Source organism: Enterobacter cloacae complex sp. 372C4 (assembly GCF_050030615.1).
GTDB classification, from domain to species: domain Bacteria; phylum Pseudomonadota; class Gammaproteobacteria; order Enterobacterales; family Enterobacteriaceae; genus Enterobacter; species Enterobacter intestinihominis.
Genome location: NZ_JBLGUQ010000001.1, coordinates 591,440 through 612,459, shown reverse-complemented (window position 1 = coordinate 612,459; position 21,020 = coordinate 591,440). Strand labels below are relative to the sequence as shown.

The window sequence follows — 21,020 nt, the reverse complement described above, 5'->3', positions numbered from 1 at the left end:
TGCTTCCCATGTATGATTGAACCCATTCTTTGGGTTCTTTTTTGTATATAGAAAGAGAATAAACGTGGCAAAAAACATTCAAGCCATCCGCGGCATGAACGATTATCTGCCTGGCGAAACCGCCATCTGGCAGCGCATTGAAGGCACACTGAAGCAGGTGCTCGGCAGCTACGGTTACAGCGAAATTCGTTTGCCGATTGTAGAGCAGACCCCGTTATTCAAACGCGCGATCGGCGAAGTAACCGACGTGGTTGAAAAAGAGATGTATACCTTTGAGGACCGCAACGGCGACAGCCTGACCCTGCGTCCTGAGGGGACGGCGGGTTGCGTACGCGCCGGCATCGAACATGGTCTCCTGTACAATCAGGAGCAGCGCCTGTGGTATATCGGCCCGATGTTCCGCCACGAACGTCCGCAAAAAGGCCGCTACCGTCAGTTCAACCAGCTTGGCGTGGAAGTGTTTGGTCTGCAAGGACCAGATATCGATGCCGAACTGATTATGCTGACTGCCCGCTGGTGGCGTGCGCTCGGTATTTCTGAGCACGTATCCCTGGAGCTGAACTCTATCGGTTCTCTGGAAGCGCGTGCGAACTATCGCGATGCGCTGGTGGCGTTCCTGGAACAACACAAAGAGAAGCTCGACGAAGACTGTAAGCGTCGTATGTACAGCAACCCGCTGCGCGTACTCGATTCCAAAAATCCTGACGTACAGGCGCTGCTGAACGATGCGCCAGCGCTGGGTGACTACCTGGATGAGGATTCCCGCGAACACTTTGCTGGCCTGTGCAAGCTGCTTGAAGCGGCGGGCATTGCTTATACCGTTAACCAGCGTCTGGTGCGCGGTCTGGACTACTACAACCGCACCGTATTTGAGTGGGTCACCACCAGCCTCGGTTCGCAGGGCACCGTCTGTGCTGGCGGTCGTTATGACGGACTGGTCGAGCAACTGGGTGGTCGCGCAGCACCGGCTGTAGGCTTCGCGATGGGCCTTGAGCGACTTGTTTTGCTGGTTCAGGCAGTTAATCCGGAATTTAAAGCCGATCCTGTTGTCGATATATACCTGGTGGCCTCAGGTGCGGATACGCAGTCTGCGGCGATGCAGCTTGCCGAACGCGTGCGCGATGCGCTGCCGGACGTAAAGCTGATGACCAACCACGGCGGCGGCAACTTTAAAAAACAGTTTGCTCGTGCCGATAAGTGGGGCGCAAGTATTGCACTGGTGCTGGGTGAGTCCGAAGTGGCCAACGGCGAAGTGGTGGTTAAAGACCTGCGCTCTGGTGAGCAAACTACGGTAACGCAGGATGGCGTTGCGGCGCACTTGCGCACTCTATTGGGCTAAGGAGAAGGACTGCGTGGAAATGTACGAGAACGAACACGACCAGGTTGATGCGGTTAAACGCTTCTTTGCTGAAAACGGCAAGGCACTGGTTGTAGGGGTTATTTTAGGTGTTGGTGCGCTGGTTGGCTGGCGTTACTGGAACAATCATCAGGCTGACTCTGCTCGCGGTTCATCCCTGAACTACGAAAACACCGTTAGCGCAATCCGTGCCGATCAGCCGCAAACGCTGACGGCTGCGGAGAAATTTGCCGCTGACAACAAAAACACCTACGGTGCGCTGGCTGCGCTGGAAGTGGCTCAGCAGTATGTTGATAAAAACGAACTGGACAAAGCCGCTGCGCAACTGTCTCAGGGGCTTGCTGCTGCTAGTGACGAAAATCTGAAAGCGGTGATCAATCTGCGCCTGGCACGTATTCAGGTTCAGCAGAAAAAAGCCGACGACGCGCTGAAAACGCTTGATACCATCAAAGGTGATGGCTTTGCCGCTATTGTCGCCGATCTTCGCGGTGAAGCACTGCTGAGTAAGGGTGATAAAGCGGGCGCGCGTAAAGCGTGGCAAGCTGGCGTGGATAGTAAAGCTTCACCTGCGCTGAGCGAAATGATGCAGATGAAAATAAATAATTTGTCCGTCTGAGAGGGACCCAATGCAATTGCGTAAATTACTTCTGCCAGGACTGCTTTCTGTTACGTTATTGAGTGGTTGTTCACTGTTCAGTGGCGAAGAAGACGTTGTCAAAATGTCCCCGCTGCCGACGGTTGAAAACCAGTTCACTCCGTCCACCGCCTGGGACACCTCCGTGGGTGATGGTATTGGCGATTTTTATTCCAACCTGCACCCGGCATTTGCTGACGGCGTGGTCTATGCGGCCGATCGCAAAGGCACCGTTAAAGCGCTGAACGCTGATGACGGAAAAGAAGTGTGGTCCATTAACCTGGCGGAAAAAGACGGCTGGTTCTCCCGTAAACCTGCGCTGCTTTCTGGCGGCCTGACCGTTGCTGGCGGTCACGTGTATGTGGGCAGCGAAAAAGCGCAGGTTTACGCGCTGAATGCCAGCGACGGTTCGGTTGCATGGCAGACCAGCGTTGCCGGTGAATCCTTGTCACGTCCGGTTGTCAGCGACGGCCTGGTGTTGATCCATACCAGCAACGGCCAGTTGCAGGCGCTGAACGAAGCCGATGGTCTGGTAAAATGGACGGTTAACCTGGATATGCCAGCGCTGTCTCTGCGTGGTGAATCTGCTCCGGCGACTGCATTTGGCGCCGCCATTGTGGGTGGTGACAACGGTCGTGTCAGCGCAGTACTGATGCAGCAGGGCCAGATGATCTGGCAGCAGCGTATTTCCCAGGCGACCGGTTCAACTGAAATCGACCGTCTGAGTGACGTGGACACCACGCCGGTCATCGTTGACGGTGTGGTTTACGCGCTGGCGTATAACGGCAACCTGACGGCGCTGGACCTGCGTAGCGGTCAGATCATGTGGAAACGTGAGCTGGGTTCCGTGAACGATTTCATTGTCGACGGCAACCGTATTTATATGGTGGATCAGAACGACCGTCTGCTGGCGCTGAGCACCGAAGGTGGCGTGACGCTGTGGACGCAGAGCGATCTGCTGCACCGTCTGCTGACCGCACCGGCACTGTATAACGGCAGCCTGGTGGTGGGCGACAGCGAAGGCTATATGCACTGGATCGATCCAGAGAATGGCCGCTTCGTGGCGCAGCAGAAAGTGGACGGCTCAGGCTTCCTGACCGACCCGGTTGTGGCTGACGGCAAACTGCTGATTCAGGCAAAAGACGGCACGCTGTACGCGATCACGCGTTAATTACACGGCGGTTGTAGTATACTAAACGGCTCCTGTTCACTCAGGAGCCGTTTTGACATTTTTAAAAACGCTGCGAAAGCGACGTTATTTTGAATTTTATGAGGCTTCAAACATGGTACCTGTGGTCGCGCTTGTCGGGCGCCCTAACGTTGGAAAATCCACTCTTTTTAACCGTTTAACACGCACCCGTGATGCGCTGGTTGCGGATTTCCCGGGGCTGACGCGTGACCGTAAGTACGGTCGTGCAGAGGTGGAAGGACGCGAGTTCATCTGTATCGATACCGGGGGTATTGACGGTACGGAAGACGGCGTAGAAACCCGCATGGCAGAGCAATCTCTGCTGGCTATCGAAGAAGCGGATGTGGTTCTGTTTATGGTGGATGCGCGCGCTGGCCTGATGCCCGCGGATTCTGCTATCGCTAAACATCTGCGTTCACGCGAAAAGCCAACCTTCCTGGTGGCGAACAAAACTGACGGTATCGATGCCGATCAGGCCGTTGCGGATTTCTGGTCTTTAGGTCTGGGTGATATTTATCCTATCGCGGCCTCGCATGGCCGTGGCGTCACCAGCCTGCTGGAAACCGTTCTGCTGCCGTGGGTTGATGAAGTAAACCCGCCGGAAGAGGTGGACGAAGACGCCGAATACTGGGCACAGTTTGAAGCCGGAGAGGAAGGCGAGGAAGAGCCGGAAGATGACTTCAACCCGCAGGATCTGCCGATTAAGCTGGCTATCGTTGGTCGCCCAAACGTAGGTAAGTCTACGCTTACTAACCGTATTCTGGGCGAAGAGCGCGTGGTGGTTTACGACATGCCAGGCACAACGCGCGACAGCATTTACATTCCAATGCAGCGCGATGAACGTGAGTACGTACTTATCGACACAGCAGGGGTGCGTAAGCGCGGGAAAATCACCGATGTAGTGGAAAAATTCTCGGTGATCAAAACCCTTCAGGCGATTGAAGACGCCAACGTGGTGCTGCTGGTTATTGACGCACGTGAAGGTATCTCCGATCAGGATCTCTCTCTGCTCGGCTTTATCCTTAATAGTGGGCGCTCACTGGTTATCGTCGTCAACAAGTGGGATGGCCTGAGCAATGAAGTACGCGAACAGGTGAAAGAGACGCTGGACTTCCGTCTGGGCTTTATCGACTTTGCCCGCGTTCACTTCATCTCTGCCCTGCACGGCAGCGGCGTAGGCAACCTGTTCGAATCCGTTCGTGAAGCCTATGACAGCTCTACCCGCCGCCAGAGCACGGCGATGCTGACCCGTATCATGAACATGGCTGCTGAAGACCACCAACCGCCGCTGGTGCGTGGCCGTCGCGTGAAGCTGAAATATGCCCACGCCGGGGGGTATAACCCGCCTATCGTGGTGATCCACGGTAACCAGGTGAAAGACCTGCCGGACTCCTACAAACGCTACCTGATGAACTACTTCCGTAAGTCGCTGGACGTGATGGGTACGCCTATCCGTATTCAGTTCAAGGAAGGGGAAAACCCGTTTGCGAATAAACGTAATACCCTGACGCCGAACCAGATGCGTAAGCGTAAGCGTTTGATTAAGCACATTAAGAAAAGCAAATAATTCTTACCGAACTCACTAAAACCCGCGCCTGTCGCGGGTTTTTTTCGCTCATTCAAAAGGTCTGCCTTCCCTGTGTGATGTCAATCACTATTCGCTTTTAACCATGTTTATATCTAAGAAAGTAGACAATCGTCGAATTTTCATCTTAAAGTCCAGGGTTCGGTACTAGACAAAACTAGCGCCTGGTTATCAAATGGTTAACCAACATTTCGCCGCATGTAAAAAATCGATCGGATACGTAACCGTTCGGCGTACATGCTGGTGTTTACAAGCACGACACATACCTTTCGGGAGAATTATGCAATCCTCTGTTAATCAAAAAGAGAGCCGAACCTTCTTCGGCCATCCTTATCCGCTCGGTTCGCTGTTCTTCACCGAGATGTGGGAGCGTTTCTCGTTTTACGGTATTCGCCCGCTATTGATCCTGTTTATGGCCGCCACCGTGTACGACGGGGGGATGGGCCTGGCGCGTGAAAACGCCTCGGCGATTGTCGGCATCTTCGCGGGCACCATGTACCTCGCCGCACTGCCGGGCGGCTGGCTGGCGGATAACTGGCTCGGCCAGCAGCGGGCCGTCTGGTACGGTTCGATTTTGATTGCGCTTGGGCACCTGTCGATTGCCCTGTCGGCCATTATGGGCGACAACCTGTTCTTCATCGGCCTGATGTTCATCGTACTCGGCTCCGGCCTGTTCAAGACCTGTATCTCGGTCATGGTCGGTACCCTCTACAAAAAGGGCGATGCGCGTCGTGACGGCGGTTTCTCGCTGTTCTATATGGGCATCAACATGGGCTCGTTCATTGCTCCTCTGATTTCCGGCTGGCTGATTAAAACCCACGGCTGGCACTGGGGCTTTGGTATCGGCGGTATCGGGATGCTGGTCGCCCTGATTATCTTCCGCGTGTTTGCCGTTCCGGCCATGAAGCGCTACGACAGCGAAGTCGGTCTGGACTCCACCTGGAACAGTCCAGTAGTGAAACGTAACGGCGTGGGTGCCTGGCTGCTGGCGCTGGCTGTGGGTGTTGCAATCATCGTCACGTTGATTGCCCAGGGCGTGATTGTGATTAATCCGGTCGCGGTGGCCAGCGTGCTGGTATATGTGATTGCCGCCTCCGTCGCGCTCTACTTCATCTACCTGTTCATCTTCGCCGGGCTGAATCGCAAAGAGCGCGCAAGGCTGCTGGTATGCTTTATTCTGCTGGTATCCGCCGCGTTCTTCTGGTCCGCGTTCGAGCAGAAGCCAACCTCCTTCAACCTGTTCGCCAACGACTACACTAACCGCATGATCGGTGATTTTGAGATCCCGGCGGTGTGGTTCCAGTCGATTAATGCCCTGTTCATCATTCTGCTGGCACCGGTATTTAGCTGGGCATGGCCGAAGCTGGCGAGCAATAATATTCGCCCGAGCAGTATCACCAAGTTCGTGATCGGTATTTTGTGCGCGGCTGCGGGCTTCGGCCTGATGATGCTGGCGGCACAGAACGTGCTGAGCAACGGTGGAGCAGGGGTTTCTCCGTTCTGGCTGGTGGGCAGTATCCTGATGCTGACGCTCGGGGAACTGTGCCTGAGTCCGATTGGTCTGGCAACCATGACCCTGCTGGCGCCGGAAAGAATGCGCGGTCAGATGATGGGCCTGTGGTTCTGCGCCAGTGCGCTGGGTAACCTGGCTGCGGGCCTGATTGGTGGTCACGTGAAGGCCGACCAGCTGGATATGCTGCCAGACCTCTTTGCCCGTTGCTCCATCGCGCTGTTGATTTGTGCTGCGGTGCTGATCGTCCTCATTGTTCCGGTGCGTCGCATGCTGGAAAATGTGCAGACAAAACCGGCTACCGAAGCCTGATACTATTCAGCCTGCCGGGGCAGTTATCCAGCCCCGGCCCAACTCAACAGGAGAGAGCATGTCGATAACCTGTCCGGATTGCCACGCAGCGCTCGAGCCGCAAAACGGTATCGCGCACTGCGACAGCTGCAATAACGATATTCCCCTCGAAGCGCGCTGCCCTGATTGCCATCAACCGCTTCAGGTACTCAAGGCCTGCGGTGCGGTGGATTACTTTTGCCAGAACGGCCACGGTCTTATCTCTAAAAAACGCGTGGAGTTTGTTCGGGCTGAAGGTTAATCGCACACGCAGCCTTCACCTTTCTGCCACAGTTCCACCAGCGACTCGGGTGCTTCCTGCTCGGGTACCAGCACGATGATATCGGCGTAGTGCGCCTGATTTTGGCCGGTCCAGATAATCTGGATGCGGAAATAGCGCTGGTCACCTCTGCCGGGGGAAGAGGCTTGCCCGGGCGGCTGGCCGCGCGGAAAAGCCTGCTCCAGAATGCTCACCAGGCGCTGGCGCTGGGCCTCATTAAGCGAGGAGAGCGCAATGGTGCGCTGGCCGCTCAGCTTAGGGATAAAAGCGACGCCGCCTTCCCGGGCCAGCTCAACCACGGCGTCATCCGTCAGTTCCGGAACCTGCATTTAAAGCACTCCTACCTGTTCCCAGGCTTGTTTTATAGCCGCCCCAACGTCGCTACCGGAGCGTTTCTCGCCGTGCGCTATCGTCAGTTTTGCAAAGGCATCAAAATCCGCATCCTGTGCCAGGTTGCGATCGCAAACCGTGTCGTACCAGGCATAACCCGCTTTTTCCCAGGCGTAGCCACCGATCGCCGTTGCGGCCAGGTAAAACGCGCGGTTGGGGATACCGGAGTTAAGGTGTACGCCGCCGTTATCCTCGCGCGTTTTGATGAAATCTTTCATATGCCCGGGCTGCGGATCTTTACCGAGCAGCGGATCGTTATAGGCCGTGCCGGGTTCAGACATGGAGCGAAGCCCTTTCCCGTTGATGCCCTCCGCCAGCAGCCCTTCACCAATCAGCCAGTCTGCTTTATCGGCGGTTTGCTTAAGATGGTATTGCTTCACCAGCGAACCGAACACGTCGGATAACGACTCATTCAGCGCGCCCGATTGTTCAAAGTAGATGAGTCCGGCTTCGGTCTCCGTCACGCCGTGGCTAAGCTCATGCGCTACCACGTCGATGGCAATGGTAAAGCGGTTGAAGATTTCCCCGTCGCCATCGCCAAAGACCATCTGCTGGCCGTTCCAGAAGGCGTTTTGATACTCACGGCCATAGTGCACGGTGCCGGTGAGGATCAGCCCTTTGTTATCGAGCGAATCGCGCTGATATTCTTTCCAGAAGAAATCATGGGTAATACCCAGATAATCGTACGCTTCATCCACCGCCACATCTCCGTTGGAGGGCTGGCCTTCATAGCGTACCTGGGTACCCGGCAGCTCCTGGGTCTGTTTCGCATCGTAGATGTCACGCTCAAGCTGACCGGCTTTATTCACATGCGGCGCGGCGGGTTTGCCCGGCATATGGGCCATCAGCGTCTGGACGTGGGTTAAGGTCTGACGGGCGCAGCGCTGCTGCGGCTCAGAACCGCTTTCGATAATACGGCGAAGAATATACGGAGGGATGACGCTATGTAGATGGGGCATGCTGCTCTCCTTATTAAAAAAGGCAATAGCAGCAGTATAGTTTGTAACCGGCGAAGATTTATCCGCTTTTACGCTGACGCGTTTTTTTCACCGGTTTGATCTCTTTCACTTCACTCTCGACCCAGCCGTCAGAAAGCCGGGTGGTGAGCACATCCCCTGCTTTAACCTGCTTCGTCTGCTTCAGCACTTTGCCGTCCGTCGCGGTGGTCACGCTATAGCCGCGGGCCAGCGTGGAGAGTGGGCTGACGGCTTCCAGATGGGTGACCGCATTGCCAAAACGCTCGCGGGTGGCGCTCAGGCGTGAGCGGATATTTTCCGCGAGGCGGAACTCAAGCTGCTGGATCCGCGTTTGTGCGCGATAAATCTTTGGCTGCGGATTCTGCTGGTTCAGACGCTGAGTCGTGCGCTGCTGGCGCGATATCGCTTTCTTAAGCTGGTTATCCAGCGCGAAGTTCATCCGCTGACGCAGACGCTCCAGTACGGTTTGCTGACGCGCCAGACGCAATTGCGGATGCTGCTGTTGCAGACGATGATGAAGCTGGGTAAAGCGGCGGGTACGGTTGGCGAGGAAGTAGTCCATCGCCATCTCCAGGCGCTGCTGCCCGTTCTGGATCTGGCGCAGCAGCTCCTGCTGATTACGGCTGACCACCTCTGCCGCCGCGGACGGCGTGGGCGCGCGTAAATCCGCGACAAAATCGGCTATCGTCACATCCGTTTCATGGCCGACGGCGCTCACCACAGGGATAAGGCTGGCAAAGATTGCCCGCGCCACGCGCTCGTCGTTAAAGCTCCACAGGTCTTCCAGCGAGCCGCCGCCGCGCCCGACGATCAGGACATCGCACTCCTGACGCGCATTCGCCAGCTCAATCGCGCGCACGATCTGCCCCGGCGCATCGTCACCCTGAACGGCAGTTGGGTAGATAATGACGGGCAGGGAAGGGTCACGGCGCTTCAGGACGTGCAAAATATCGTGCAGCGCCGCGCCGGTTTTCGAGGTGATAACTCCAACACATTGGGCAGGTGAGGGCAGGGGCTTTTTAAACTGCTGGTCAAACAATCCCTCAGCCGAAAGCATGGCTTTTAACTGCTCGTACTTCTGCTGCAACAAGCCTTCACCAGCGGGCTGCATGCTCTCGACGATAATCTGATAATCGCCGCGCGGCTCATACAGGGTAATGTTGGCGCGAACCAGAACCTGCTGGCCATGCTGAGGGCGGAACGTCACGCGACGATTGCTGTTGCGGAACATCGCGCAGCGCACCTGAGCGGTGTCGTCTTTTAGCGTAAAGTACCAGTGACCGGAAGCAGGCTGCGTGAAGTTAGAGATTTCACCGCTGATCCAGACCTGTCCCATTTCCTGCTCAAGCAGCAAACGCACCGTCTGATTAAGGCGGCTGACAGTATAAATTGAGGGGGATTGAGAGGATAACATGTGAGCGGGATCAAATTCTAAATCAGCAAGTTATTCAGTCGATAGTAACCTGCTGAGAGGCGATCGCAAGCATTTTTTTCAAAAAAGTGTAGATGCAATCGGTTACGCTCTGTATAATGCCACGGCAATATTTAACCACCCAGGTCAGAGATATTGCCCATGCTACGTATCGCTAAAGAAGCACTGACGTTTGACGACGTCCTCCTCGTTCCCGCTCATTCCACCGTTCTGCCGAATACTGCCGACCTCAGCACGCAGTTGACGAAAACCATTCGTCTGAACATTCCTATGCTCTCCGCAGCAATGGACACCGTGACTGAAGCGCGTCTGGCTATCGCTTTGGCACAGGAAGGCGGCATTGGCTTTATCCACAAAAACATGTCTATCGAGCGTCAGGCGGAAGAAGTTCGCCGCGTGAAGAAACATGAATCCGGTATCGTGTCCGATCCTCAGACCGTTCTGCCAACCACCACCCTGCACGAAGTGAAAGCGCTAACCGAGCGTAACGGCTTTGCAGGTTACCCGGTTGTGACCGAAGACAACGAGCTGGTGGGCATCATCACCGGTCGTGATGTGCGTTTCGTGACTGACCTGAACCAGCCTGTCAGCGTCTATATGACGCCAAAAGAGCGCCTGGTGACCGTTCGCGAAGGCGAAACCCGCGACGTGGTGCTGGCGAAAATGCACGAAAAACGTGTTGAGAAAGCGCTGGTTGTGGATGCGAACTTCCACCTGCGTGGCATGATCACCGTTAAAGATTTCCAGAAAGCAGAACGTAAACCGAACGCCTGTAAAGACGAGCATGGCCGTCTGCGCGTCGGCGCTGCGGTTGGCGCGGGCGCAGGTAACGAAGAGCGCGTTGACGCGCTGGTTGCCGCGGGCGTTGACGTGCTGCTGATTGACTCCTCACACGGCCACTCCGAAGGCGTTCTGCAACGTATTCGTGAAACCCGTGCTAAATACCCGGATCTCCAGATCATCGGCGGTAACGTGGCTACGGGCGCAGGTGCTCGCGCACTGGCGGAAGCCGGTTGCAGCGCGGTGAAAGTGGGTATCGGCCCTGGCTCTATCTGTACTACCCGTATCGTCACCGGCGTGGGCGTTCCGCAGATCACCGCGGTGTCTGACGCGGTTGAAGCGCTGGAAGGCACCGGTATTCCGGTTATCGCGGACGGCGGTATCCGCTTCTCTGGCGACATCGCCAAAGCGATCGCCGCAGGTGCCGCAGCCGTGATGGTGGGCTCCATGCTGGCCGGTACCGAAGAATCCCCGGGCGAAATCGAACTCTACCAGGGCCGTTCTTACAAATCCTACCGCGGTATGGGCTCCCTGGGCGCGATGTCCAAAGGTTCCTCCGACCGTTACTTCCAGACCGATAACGCCGCTGACAAACTGGTACCGGAAGGCATCGAAGGCCGCGTGGCCTATAAAGGCCGTCTGAAAGAGATCATCCACCAGCAGATGGGCGGCCTGCGTTCCTGTATGGGGCTGACCGGCTGTGGTACCATTGACCTGCTGCGTACCAAAGCGGAATTCGTACGCATCAGCGGTGCGGGTATCCAGGAGAGCCACGTGCACGACGTGACGATCACCAAAGAGTCCCCGAACTACCGTCTGGGATCATGATTTTCTTCGCCCGACCTCGTGTCGGGCGATTTATTTAATCTGTTTCACTTGCCTCGGAATTAGCGTCAATGACGGAAAACATTCATAAACATCGCATCCTCATCCTCGATTTTGGTTCTCAGTACACTCAACTGGTGGCGCGTCGCGTGCGTGAGCTGGGCGTTTACTGTGAACTGTGGGCGTGGGATGTTACGGAAGCACAGATTCGCGAGTTCAATCCAAGCGGCATCATCCTGTCCGGCGGCCCGGAGAGCACCACCGAAGAGAACAGCCCGCGCGCGCCGCAGTACGTATTCGAAGCGGGCGTACCGGTGTTCGGCGTGTGCTACGGCATGCAGACTATGGCGATGCAGCTGGGCGGCCACGTAGAAGGCTCTAACGAGCGTGAGTTCGGCTACGCGCAGGTAGAAGTCGTCACCGACAGCGCGCTGGTGCGCGGTATCGAAGACTCCCTGACCGCAGACGGCAAACCGCTGCTGGACGTGTGGATGAGCCACGGCGACAAAGTCACCGCTATCCCGTCGGACTTCGTGACCGTAGCCAGCACCGAAAGCTGCCCGTTCGCGATTATGGCGAACGAAGAAAAACGCTTCTACGGCGTGCAGTTCCACCCGGAAGTGACTCACACCCGTCAGGGTATGCGCATGCTGGAGCGCTTCGTGCGTGATATCTGCCAGTGTGAAGCCCTGTGGACCCCGGCAAAAATCATCGACGACGCCGTGGAGCGTATCCGCCAGCAGGTTGGTGATGACAAAGTGATCCTCGGCCTCTCCGGCGGCGTGGACTCCTCCGTGACCGCGATGCTGCTGCACCGCGCCATCGGCAAAAACCTGACCTGCGTCTTCGTGGACAACGGCCTGCTGCGTCTGAACGAAGCCCAGCAGGTCATGGACATGTTCGGCGACCACTTCGGTCTGAACATCGTTCACGTGGAAGGCGAGCAGCGCTTCCTGGACGCGCTGAAAGGCGAGAACGATCCGGAAGCGAAACGTAAAATCATCGGCCGCGTATTCGTGGAAGTGTTCGACGAAGAAGCGCTGAAGCTGGAAGACGTGAAATGGCTGGCGCAGGGCACTATCTACCCTGACGTGATCGAATCCGCCGCCTCCGCAACCGGTAAAGCACACGTCATCAAATCTCACCACAACGTGGGCGGCCTGCCGAAAGAGATGAAGATGGGCCTGGTTGAACCACTGCGTGAGCTGTTCAAAGACGAAGTGCGTAAGATCGGTCTGGAACTGGGTCTGCCGTACGACATGCTCTACCGTCACCCATTCCCGGGCCCGGGCCTCGGCGTACGCGTGCTGGGCGAAGTGAAGAAAGAGTACTGCGACCTGCTGCGTCGCGCGGACGCGATCTTCATTGAAGAGCTGCACAAGGCTGACCTGTACAACAAGGTTAGCCAGGCGTTCACCGTGTTCCTGCCGGTTCGCTCCGTCGGCGTGATGGGCGATGGCCGCAAGTACGACTGGGTTGTCTCCCTGCGTGCGGTTGAAACCATCGACTTCATGACTGCGCACTGGGCGCACCTGCCGTATGACTTCTTAGGCCGCGTGTCTAACCGCATCATCAACGAAGTGAACGGCATTTCCCGCGTGGTGTATGACATCAGCGGCAAGCCACCGGCGACGATCGAGTGGGAGTAAGCCCATAACCTTTCCTGCGAAGTTATAAGCAGGTAAGACTGATAAAACCCTCTGTTTACAGAGGGTTTTTCTTTTGTAACTGATATCCGAACGGGACGTGAATTATTGGCTCATCTGTCGGGATCCACGGCAGCCGATACTGCGTCGCCATGCCCCTGGCGCCTGACCATACTGACGCTTAAAGCTGCGGTTGAAGGACTGCTGAGAGTCAAAGCCCAGCGCGATCGCCACGTTCAGAATCGGTTCATCGCTTTGGGCTAAGCGCTCAACCGATTTTTGCAGCTTTTGCGCGCGAATATATTCGGCGAGAGGGGAGCCGGTATGTTCTTTGAAGATCCGCTGGAGATGCCATTTCGAATAGCCGGCTCGCCTGGAGACGGTTTCAATGTCCAGACGGCTATCAAGGTTGTTGTCGATCCAGTCGAGCAAATCGTGAATGAATGCACCCGTGTTCATCTTGCTTCCCCCTACGCCACGCATTAAAAGCATCTTTGTTTGTTGCACTTAAAGGTGGCCCGTTTTGAAATTAATTGCAAGTTTTATTGTTACATTTAAACCCCTTCTAAAAACCCGTGATTTACCTTCGCCGCAAATAGCACATAAAGTGCAACAATTATTCTTGCACTTAATTAAGCGCCTTCCTACAATCGCCGCGATAGTGTATTCGCAACTGTTACAGTTTTGTGGCGATGAACGACACAAATGGCCTTAAGCCAGACCGGACAAAGGAAGTGGCGCGGCGCCTCCCGCTGCGTCTTGCCCGGCGGCTACAATAACCGGAATAAAAATAATGAGCCTGCAAAAAACCTGGGGTTACTTTCATCTGAGCGCGACGGGGGTGGTTTTACTCTCCGCGCTTCTCGTCGGGTGCGATGACAGTGTCGCACAAAATGCTGCACCGCAAGCGCCCGTCGTCAGCGCAGCTGACGTGGTGGTGAAATCCATTAGCCAGTGGGACAGCTTTAACGGTCGTATTGAAGCGGTGGAAAGCGTTCAGCTGCGCCCACGCGTCTCCGGCTACATTGATAAAGTGAATTACACCGACGGCCAGGAGGTGAAAAAGGGCGAGGTGCTGTTCACGATTGATGACCGAACCTATCGCGCGGCGCTGGAACAGGCGCAGGCGAACCTGGCGAGAGCCAAAACGCAGGCCAGCCTGGCGCGAAGCGAGGCTAACCGTACCGATAAATTAGTCAATACCAACGTGGTATCCCGTGAAGAGTGGGAGCAGCGCCGTTCCGCCGCTACCCAGGCGCAGGCCGATATTCGCGCGGCGCAGGCGGCGGTTGATGCCGCGCAGCTCAACCTCGACTTCACCAAAGTGACCGCGCCTATCGACGGTCGCGCCAGCCGGGCGCTGATCACCAGCGGTAACCTGGTGACTGCGGGTGACAGCGCCAGCGTGCTCACCACCCTGGTCTCACAGAAGACGGTTTACGTCTACTTCGACGTGGACGAGTCCACCTATCTTCACTATCAGAACCTGGCCCGCAGCGGGCAGGGGGCGTCCAGTCACCACACGGCGCTGCCGGTGGAGATTGGTCTGACGGGTGAGGAGGGCTATCCCCATCAGGGCAAAGTGGATTTCCTGGATAACCAGCTCACGCCGAGTACCGGTACAATCCGCATGCGCGCGCTGCTGGATAACTCACAGCGTCAGTTCACGCCGGGACTCTTCGCACGCGTGCGCCTGCCGGGCAGTGCGGAATTTAAAGCCACGCTTGTTGACGATAAGGCGGTGCTGACCGATCAGGATCGTAAGTATGTTTATGTCGTTGATAAAGACGGGAAAGCGCAGCGCCGCGATATTACGCCGGGGCGTCTGGCCGACGGTTTACGTATCGTACAGCAGGGGCTTAATCCCGGGGATAAAGTCATCGTCGATGGTTTACAAAAAGTGTTTATGCCGGGTATGCCGGTTAACGCGAAAACCGTTGCCATGACCGCCAGCGCCGCCCTCAACTGATCCCTTACCTGAGAATCCAATCCATGGACTTTTCCCGTTTTTTCATCGACAGGCCGATTTTTGCCGCCGTACTGTCGATTCTGATTTTTATCACAGGATTAATCGCCATCCCGCTGCTGCCGGTGAGCGAATATCCTGATGTCGTGCCGCCAAGCGTGCAGGTGCGCGCCGAGTACCCGGGCGCCAACCCGAAAGTGATTGCCGAAACCGTGGCGACGCCGCTGGAAGAGGCGATCAACGGCGTTGAAAACATGATGTACATGAAATCCGTCGCGGGCTCCGACGGCGTGCTGGTGACTACCGTCACCTTCCGTCCGGGTACCGACCCGGATCAGGCGCAGGTACAGGTGCAAAACCGCGTTGCACAGGCCGAAGCGCGTCTGCCGGAAGACGTTCGGCGTCTGGGCATTACGACTCAGAAACAGTCGCCAACGCTGACGCTGGTGGTGCATCTCTTTTCGCCTGGCGGTAAGTACGATTCACTGTATATGCGTAACTACGCCACGCTGAAGGTGAAGGACGAGCTGGCGCGTCTGCCCGGCGTGGGTCAGATCCAGATTTTCGGCTCGGGTGAATACGCGATGCGCGTCTGGCTGGATCCAAACAAGGTGGCGGCGCGCGGACTGACGGCCTCGGACGTGGTGACGGCGATGCAGGAGCAAAACGTACAGGTCTCCGCCGGGCAGCTTGGCGCCGAGCCGCTGCCGAAAGAGAGCGATTTCCTGATCTCCATTAACGCCCAGGGCCGTCTGCATACCGAAGAAGAGTTTGGCAATATTGTCCTGAAAACAACGCAGGACGGCACGGTCGTCCGCCTGCGCGACGTGGCGCGTATCGAGATGGGTTCCGGCAGCTATGCGCTGCGCTCCCAGCTGAACAATAAAGACGCGGTCGGGATTGGTATCTTCCAGTCACCAGGGGCAAACGCCATCGATCTGTCTAACGCGGTGCGCGCCAAAATGGACGAACTGTCCACCCGTTTCCCGGACGATATGAAGTGGGCGGCACCTTACGACCCAACGGTATTTGTGCGCGACTCGATCCGTGCGGTTGTACAAACGCTGCTGGAAGCGGTGGTGCTGGTCGTGCTGGTGGTGATCCTGTTCCTGCAAACCTGGCGCGCGTCGATCATCCCGCTGATCGCGGTGCCGGTATCGGTGGTGGGTACCTTCAGCATTCTTTACCTGCTGGGCTTCTCGCTGAATACCCTGAGCCTGTTCGGGCTGGTGCTGGCCATCGGTATCGTGGTGGATGATGCCATCGTGGTGGTGGAGAACGTCGAGCGAAATATCGAAGAGGGGCTCGCCCCGCTTGCGGCGGCGCATCAGGCGATGCGTGAAGTGTCCGGGCCGATTATCGCCATTGCGCTGGTGCTGTGTGCAGTGTTTGTGCCGATGGCGTTCCTCTCTGGCGTGACCGGCCAGTTCTACAAACAGTTTGCGGTAACGATAGCCATTTCCACGGTGATCTCCGCGATCAACTCGCTGACGCTTTCTCCGGCGCTGGCCGCGCTGCTGTTGAAGCCGCATGGTGCCCCGAAAGATTTCCCGACCCGGCTTATCGATCGTCTGTTCGGCTGGATTTTCCGTCCGTTTAACCGCTTTTTCCATCGCAGCTCGACCGGCTATCAGGGACTGGTAGGGAAAACGCTTGGCCGACGCGGTGCAGTGTTTGCGGTTTATTTGCTGCTGCTTTGTGCCGCGGGTGTGATGTTTAAAGTCGTACCCGGCGGGTTTATTCCGACGCAGGATAAACTGTACCTGATCGGCGGCGTGAAAATGCCGGAAGGCTCGTCGCTGGCGCGTACCGATGCGGTGATCCGCAAAATGAGCGAAATCGGGATGAATACCGAAGGCGTGGATTATGCGGTCGCGTTTCCTGGCCTGAACGCGCTCCAGTTCACCAATACGCCGAACACCGGAACGGTCTTCTTTGGCCTGAAGCCGTTCGACCAGCGTAAACATACTGCGGCGGAAATTAACGCGGAGATCAATGCGAAAATCGCTCAAATCCAGCAGGGCTTTGGCTTCTCGATTCTGCCGCCGCCGATTTTAGGGCTGGGTCAAGGGTCCGGTTATTCCCTGTATATTCAGGATCGTGCTGGTCTGGGCTATGGCGCGCTGCAAAACGCGGTGAACACCATGTCCGGGGCGATTATGCAGACGCCGGGTATGCATTTCCCAATCTCAACCTACCAGGCTAACGTTCCGCAGCTGGATGTGCAGGTTGACCGTGATAAAGCGAAAGCGCAGGGCGTATCGCTTACCGATCTTTTCGGCACGCTGCAAACCTATCTGGGCTCGTCATATGTAAACGACTTTAACCAGTTTGGACGGACCTGGCGCGTAATGGCACAGGCCGACGGGCAGTTCCGCGACAGCGTGGAAGATATCGCGAATTTACGCACACGCAATGACCAGGGCGAAATGGTGCCGATTGGCAGTATGGTGAAAATCACGACCACCTACGGGCCGGACCCGGTGATCCGCTACAATGGTTACCCGGCGGCGGATCTTATTGGTGATGCTGACCCGCGCGTGCTCTCTTCCGCGCAGGCGATGACGCAGCTGGACGCCATGTCTAAGCAGATCCTGCCGAACGGGATGAATATTGAATGGACGGACCTGAGTTTCCAGCAGGCCACCCAGGGCAATACGGCGCTGATCGTCTTCCCGGTCGCGGTGCTGCTGGCGTTCCTGGTGCTGGCGGCGCTGTATGAAAGCTGGACGCTGCCGCTGGCGGTGATCCTTATCGTGCCGATGACGATGCTCTCCGCGCTGTTCGGCGTCTGGCTGACCGGGGGCGATAACAACGTCTTCGTGCAGGTGGGGCTGGTCGTGCTGATGGGGCTGGCCTGTAAAAACGCGATACTTATCGTGGAGTTTGCCCGCGAGCTGGAAATTCAGGGCAAAGGCATCATGGAGGCTGCGCTGGAGGCGTGCCGCCTGCGTTTACGCCCGATTGTAATGACCTCTATCGCCTTTATTGCCGGGACCATTCCACTGATCCTAGGTCACGGGGCAGGGGCAGAAGTCCGCGGCGTCACCGGGATCACCGTCTTCTCCGGGATGCTGGGCGTGACGCTGTTTGGTCTGTTCCTGACGCCGGTCTTTTACGTGACGCTGCGTAAATTCGTGACGCGCGGCAAAGCGGAAAGAGAGGTGTTGCCTGCGTAGGACGTAGCAGATAACAAAAAGCCGCCTTCATTGTGAAGGCGGCTTTTTTTCGCAATCCGTCAGGATTAAGGCGCTTTTTTATGCTGCGTACAGAGTTCCGGCACCGGATCGCACCCGCTGGTATCGGCTTTTTTCACCTCTTCCAGCGCGCTGGCGACGGTATGGCGCGCTAAAACCGCTAACGAAGCCTGCTCCGCTTCATCAGCGATTGATTTGAAGTACCAGCAGGCGTTGGCGCTGACCACACAGCGGGCCGGGACGTCAGGACGGGACGCCCACAGCTTTTTATCTTCAGTGACGGAAAGGTAGATATCACGCAGGGTGATCTCTTCAGCCGGGCGGCCAAGGTGAATAGAGCCGTTGCGGCCAAGCGTGGAGACGATAATGCCGTCCCGGGCGAGAGGAACCATTAATTTGCGGATAAAGCTCGGATTCGCTTCCAGGCCGTAAGCCAGGATTGCACTCGTCGAACGTTCACCCGATTGCTCCGCCATCGCTACGCTGAGAACCATCTGCAAAGCTGTCGGGAAGCGGTAATCTAACATTTTTCTGTCCTGGGTTGCGGTGAATCTTGTTCTTTTTGGCACCGCAGAGGTGAATAATCAGTAAGTAACAATATAACAAATACGGTAATTTTATTGAAGCAATCTGCGGCATACGGGAAGTAACGCTGCGCTGACACATGTCAGGACGTGTAGCGCCGGGTTTACGTTCATGCGAACGCCGGATTCGGGAAATCAACGGTCACCATAAGACCACCTTCGGCTGACGTACTCAGATTGACCCTGCCGTTGTGTTGCTGCGTAACGGCTTTGACGATGGCAAGCCCCAGTCCACTCCCGCTTTGGGTCTGATTAGGATCGCGGAAAAATCTGTCGAACACGCGCTCCCGCAGTTCAACCGGGATACCGGGGCCCGCGTCTGAGACGCGCAGTTGAGCGGACTTATCACGCGATTGCAGTTGTACCTCAATGCGTCCACCCTCAGGGCTGTACTTCACGGCATTCTCAATTAAATTGTCGATCAGCGACACCAGACGTTCCCGAATGCCTGCGACATGGATTTCATCGTCGGCGAAGAATTCAAACTCAATCCCGCGTGCCGATGCCAGCGGCTCCAGTGCGGCCATTCGCTCCTGAATAAGCGTTGTCAGCGGCACAGGCTCCATTACCGTGTCGATGTGCGCTTCGCTGTGCTTCATCAGCAGAAGCTGATTGACGAGACGAGCAGCACGGCTATTGCTGCGAACAATGCCTGCAAGCAGCTCCTGCTGGCTTTCGCTGATGACCCAGGACTGCAGCGCCTCGACGTTGATTCGCATCGCGGCCAGCGGCGTACGCAGCTCGTGCGCGGCATCGGCAATAAACACCCTTTCCCTTTCGGCGCTTTCCCGCACCCTGGCGAGAAACTCATTAATCGCGTCCACCGTCTGGCGCAGCTCCCTGTGCCTGGGAACGGCTTTTAAGGGAGAGAGATCGTCTGGCGTGCGCAATGAAATTTCATTCACTACCCTGTTCCAGGGGCGCATCGCGATGCGGATTGACAACCACGCGGGAAACAGAAGAAAAGGGATGCATACCAGCAGCGGCATGACGTAATAGCCGCGCGAGTTCAGGTAGATAAAGAAATTCCAGCTGCCAGCCGGGGTGAAAAGGGTGACTTCAACGTCGGACCGCGCGGATTTGAGCGTGCGGCTCGTCCAGGTGTGGTCTCCAGTCCGGACGCGCTGCATTTCCCCCAGGCGGCTATTTTTCACCTCCGTTGGCGCGCCACGCGAAGAAAAAATAATCTCATTATGCTTGCGAACGATCAGGTTGATAGCGAGCTCCGGATCTTCACCGCCGCCATAACCCTCCCGCAGCGCCTTGCTGAACGCGGCCAGCACCTCATTACGCGCCTGCGGCCTATCCTCCATGCTCTCAACCAGGGAAAAGAGGGTTTCGTAAGTCTCACTGCCCGTGAGTATTGGAGGGCTGCGCAGGTCCTCCAGCAAAATGAAGGTTAAAAAAAGACACCACAGTAACGTAAGCAGCAGCATCTGGGCGACCAGCATTCGCCTGACCAGCGTAGGGAGCCTGAGGCGGTACCAAAAATTACGCATCAGCCTGCCGCCTTCTGAACCGGTACGGTATCAATGACGTACCCTACGCCCCGCACCGTTCGCACAAAGCCATCGCCAATTTTTCGCCGCAGGTTACCCATATGCACGTCGAGCGCGTTGCTGAGATTTTCTTTCGTGCCGAATATCCTCTCTTCCAGATACCGCCGCGTAAGCACGCGATCGGCGCGCAGCATTAACGTTTCAAGCAGCGCATATTCGCTTGCCGTCAGCTCAACGTGGCGTGCGCTCACCGTTACGCGACGCGTCGGAATATGAAGCGACAAACCGCGAATTTCTATTGCCTCATTTTCAAAACCGTAACTGCGTCGCGCAAGGGCTCTCACGCGTGCCAGCAGCTCGGCGAGAACAAAAGGTTTGACCAGATAATCGTCCGCGCCCGCGTCCAGCCCGCACAGGCGGTCCTGCAGCGTGCCTCGCGCCGTTAGGATAATGACGGGGATCCCCCGGAGCTGCTGACGCAGACGCGTCATCAGGCTCATGCCATCGCCATCGGGCAGCCCCAGGTCGAGCAGGATAAGCTCCGGCACGCAGAGCTCAAGCTGATGCAGCGCATCCTCTTTCCGGCGTACCCATATGACATCAAATCCTTGATCTGCAAGGGCGAAACGTACGCCGTTGCCGAGATCCAGGTCGTCTTCAATTAGTAGAATTTTCACAAAGGTAACGGTATCAGCAGTGGATGAAGAACAGCTTAAGAAAAAAACGGTATCAGGAAATCATTCAGCTTTACAGAACCAGCACGTGCTTCAGCGTTTCTTCATTTTCGGCTCATAAGAACCTTAGGGAGGGTATTCAGAATGAGCGCGCTGGCGTTTAAC

The 21,020-nt window shown here is 56.5% G+C and carries 17 protein-coding genes; 10 read left to right on the top strand and 7 right to left on the bottom strand.

What is annotated here, in order from left to right:
• Positions 1-64 precede the first annotated feature (64 nt).
• The 6 genes from hisS to ACQG11_RS02890 all read left to right on the top strand — a co-directional run bounded on the left by hisS (position 65) and on the right by ACQG11_RS02890 (position 6,867).
• Positions 65-1,339, top strand: a complete 1,275-nt coding sequence (gene hisS / locus ACQG11_RS02915) for a histidine--tRNA ligase (RefSeq protein WP_022649001.1) — start codon at positions 65-67, stop codon at positions 1,337-1,339.
• 13 nt (positions 1,340-1,352) lie between these two features.
• Positions 1,353-1,973, top strand: coding sequence for a YfgM family protein (locus ACQG11_RS02910; RefSeq protein WP_032622338.1), 621 nt, complete (start codon positions 1,353-1,355; stop codon positions 1,971-1,973).
• Positions 1,974-1,983: 10 nt separating this feature from the next.
• Complete coding sequence (gene bamB / locus ACQG11_RS02905; RefSeq protein ID WP_022648999.1) at positions 1,984-3,162, top strand: outer membrane protein assembly factor BamB; 1,179 nt, start codon at positions 1,984-1,986, stop codon at positions 3,160-3,162.
• A gap of 112 nt (positions 3,163-3,274) precedes the next feature.
• Positions 3,275-4,747, top strand: a complete 1,473-nt coding sequence (gene der, locus ACQG11_RS02900) for a ribosome biogenesis GTPase Der (RefSeq protein WP_022648998.1) — start codon at positions 3,275-3,277, stop codon at positions 4,745-4,747.
• A gap of 298 nt (positions 4,748-5,045) precedes the next feature.
• Positions 5,046-6,587, top strand: a complete 1,542-nt coding sequence (locus tag ACQG11_RS02895) for a peptide MFS transporter (protein ID WP_023306697.1) — start codon at positions 5,046-5,048, stop codon at positions 6,585-6,587.
• A gap of 58 nt (positions 6,588-6,645) precedes the next feature.
• Complete coding sequence (locus tag ACQG11_RS02890; RefSeq protein WP_023300707.1) at positions 6,646-6,867, top strand: zinc ribbon domain-containing protein; 222 nt, start codon at positions 6,646-6,648, stop codon at positions 6,865-6,867.
• Here the strand turns inward: ACQG11_RS02890 and ACQG11_RS02885 are convergent.
• From ACQG11_RS02885 to xseA, 3 genes are read right to left on the bottom strand one after another with little or no spacing between them, the layout of a single operon-like run.
• Positions 6,864-7,214 carry a protealysin inhibitor emfourin gene (locus ACQG11_RS02885; RefSeq protein ID WP_023300706.1) on the bottom strand — a complete coding sequence of 117 codons (351 nt, stop codon included), beginning with the start codon at positions 7,212-7,214 and terminating at the stop codon, positions 6,864-6,866. The genes ACQG11_RS02890 and ACQG11_RS02885 overlap by 4 nt on opposite strands.
• Positions 7,215-8,234: a M4 family metallopeptidase gene (locus ACQG11_RS02880; protein ID WP_023306696.1), complete on the bottom strand. Its 1,020-nt coding sequence runs from the start codon at positions 8,232-8,234 to the stop codon at positions 7,215-7,217. It abuts the gene before it with no gap.
• Between the two features lie 58 nt (positions 8,235-8,292).
• The gene (gene xseA, locus ACQG11_RS02875; protein ID WP_426728161.1) at positions 8,293-9,666 is read right to left on the bottom strand and encodes an exodeoxyribonuclease VII large subunit; all 1,374 of its coding nucleotides are present in this window, start codon (positions 9,664-9,666) and stop codon (positions 8,293-8,295) included.
• A 159-nt stretch (positions 9,667-9,825) separates the two neighbouring features.
• Here xseA and guaB point away from each other — a divergent pair, with 159 nt between their 5' ends.
• Positions 9,826-11,292, top strand: a complete 1,467-nt coding sequence (gene guaB, locus ACQG11_RS02870; RefSeq protein ID WP_003860601.1) for an IMP dehydrogenase — start codon at positions 9,826-9,828, stop codon at positions 11,290-11,292.
• 68 nt (positions 11,293-11,360) lie between these two features.
• Positions 11,361-12,938 (top strand): glutamine-hydrolyzing GMP synthase, encoded by a 1,578-nt coding sequence (gene guaA / locus ACQG11_RS02865; protein WP_006811514.1) that lies wholly within the window; start codon positions 11,361-11,363, stop codon positions 12,936-12,938.
• A 102-nt stretch (positions 12,939-13,040) separates the two neighbouring features.
• On the opposite strand, the gene ACQG11_RS02860 is transcribed toward guaA, so the two are convergent.
• Positions 13,041-13,394 (bottom strand): helix-turn-helix domain-containing protein, encoded by a 354-nt coding sequence (locus ACQG11_RS02860; RefSeq protein ID WP_006811509.1) that lies wholly within the window; start codon positions 13,392-13,394, stop codon positions 13,041-13,043.
• A 334-nt stretch (positions 13,395-13,728) separates the two neighbouring features.
• Between ACQG11_RS02860 and ACQG11_RS02855 the strand changes: the two genes are divergently transcribed.
• A complete protein-coding gene (locus ACQG11_RS02855) occupies positions 13,729-14,904 on the top strand; it encodes an efflux RND transporter periplasmic adaptor subunit (protein ID WP_022648992.1) in 1,176 nt (391 codons plus the stop codon).
• A gap of 23 nt (positions 14,905-14,927) precedes the next feature.
• Positions 14,928-18,080: a multidrug efflux RND transporter permease subunit OqxB gene (gene oqxB / locus ACQG11_RS02850; RefSeq protein ID WP_023300700.1), complete on the top strand. Its 3,153-nt coding sequence runs from the start codon at positions 14,928-14,930 to the stop codon at positions 18,078-18,080.
• Between the two features lie 65 nt (positions 18,081-18,145).
• Here the strand turns inward: oqxB and ACQG11_RS02845 are convergent, their stop codons facing one another.
• The 3 genes from ACQG11_RS02845 to ACQG11_RS02835 all read right to left on the bottom strand — a co-directional run bounded on the left by ACQG11_RS02845 (position 18,146) and on the right by ACQG11_RS02835 (position 20,858).
• On the bottom strand, positions 18,146-18,625 hold the full coding sequence (locus tag ACQG11_RS02845) for an RrF2 family transcriptional regulator (protein ID WP_003860591.1): 480 nt from the start codon (positions 18,623-18,625) through the stop codon (positions 18,146-18,148).
• 167 nt (positions 18,626-18,792) lie between these two features.
• Positions 18,793-20,181 carry a sensor histidine kinase gene (locus ACQG11_RS02840; protein ID WP_426728160.1) on the bottom strand — a complete coding sequence of 463 codons (1,389 nt, stop codon included), beginning with the start codon at positions 20,179-20,181 and terminating at the stop codon, positions 18,793-18,795.
• Positions 20,181-20,858: a response regulator gene (locus ACQG11_RS02835; RefSeq protein WP_038416495.1), complete on the bottom strand. Its 678-nt coding sequence runs from the start codon at positions 20,856-20,858 to the stop codon at positions 20,181-20,183. Before ACQG11_RS02835 ends, ACQG11_RS02840 begins: the two co-directional genes overlap by 1 nt.
• Positions 20,859-21,020 lie beyond the last annotated feature (162 nt).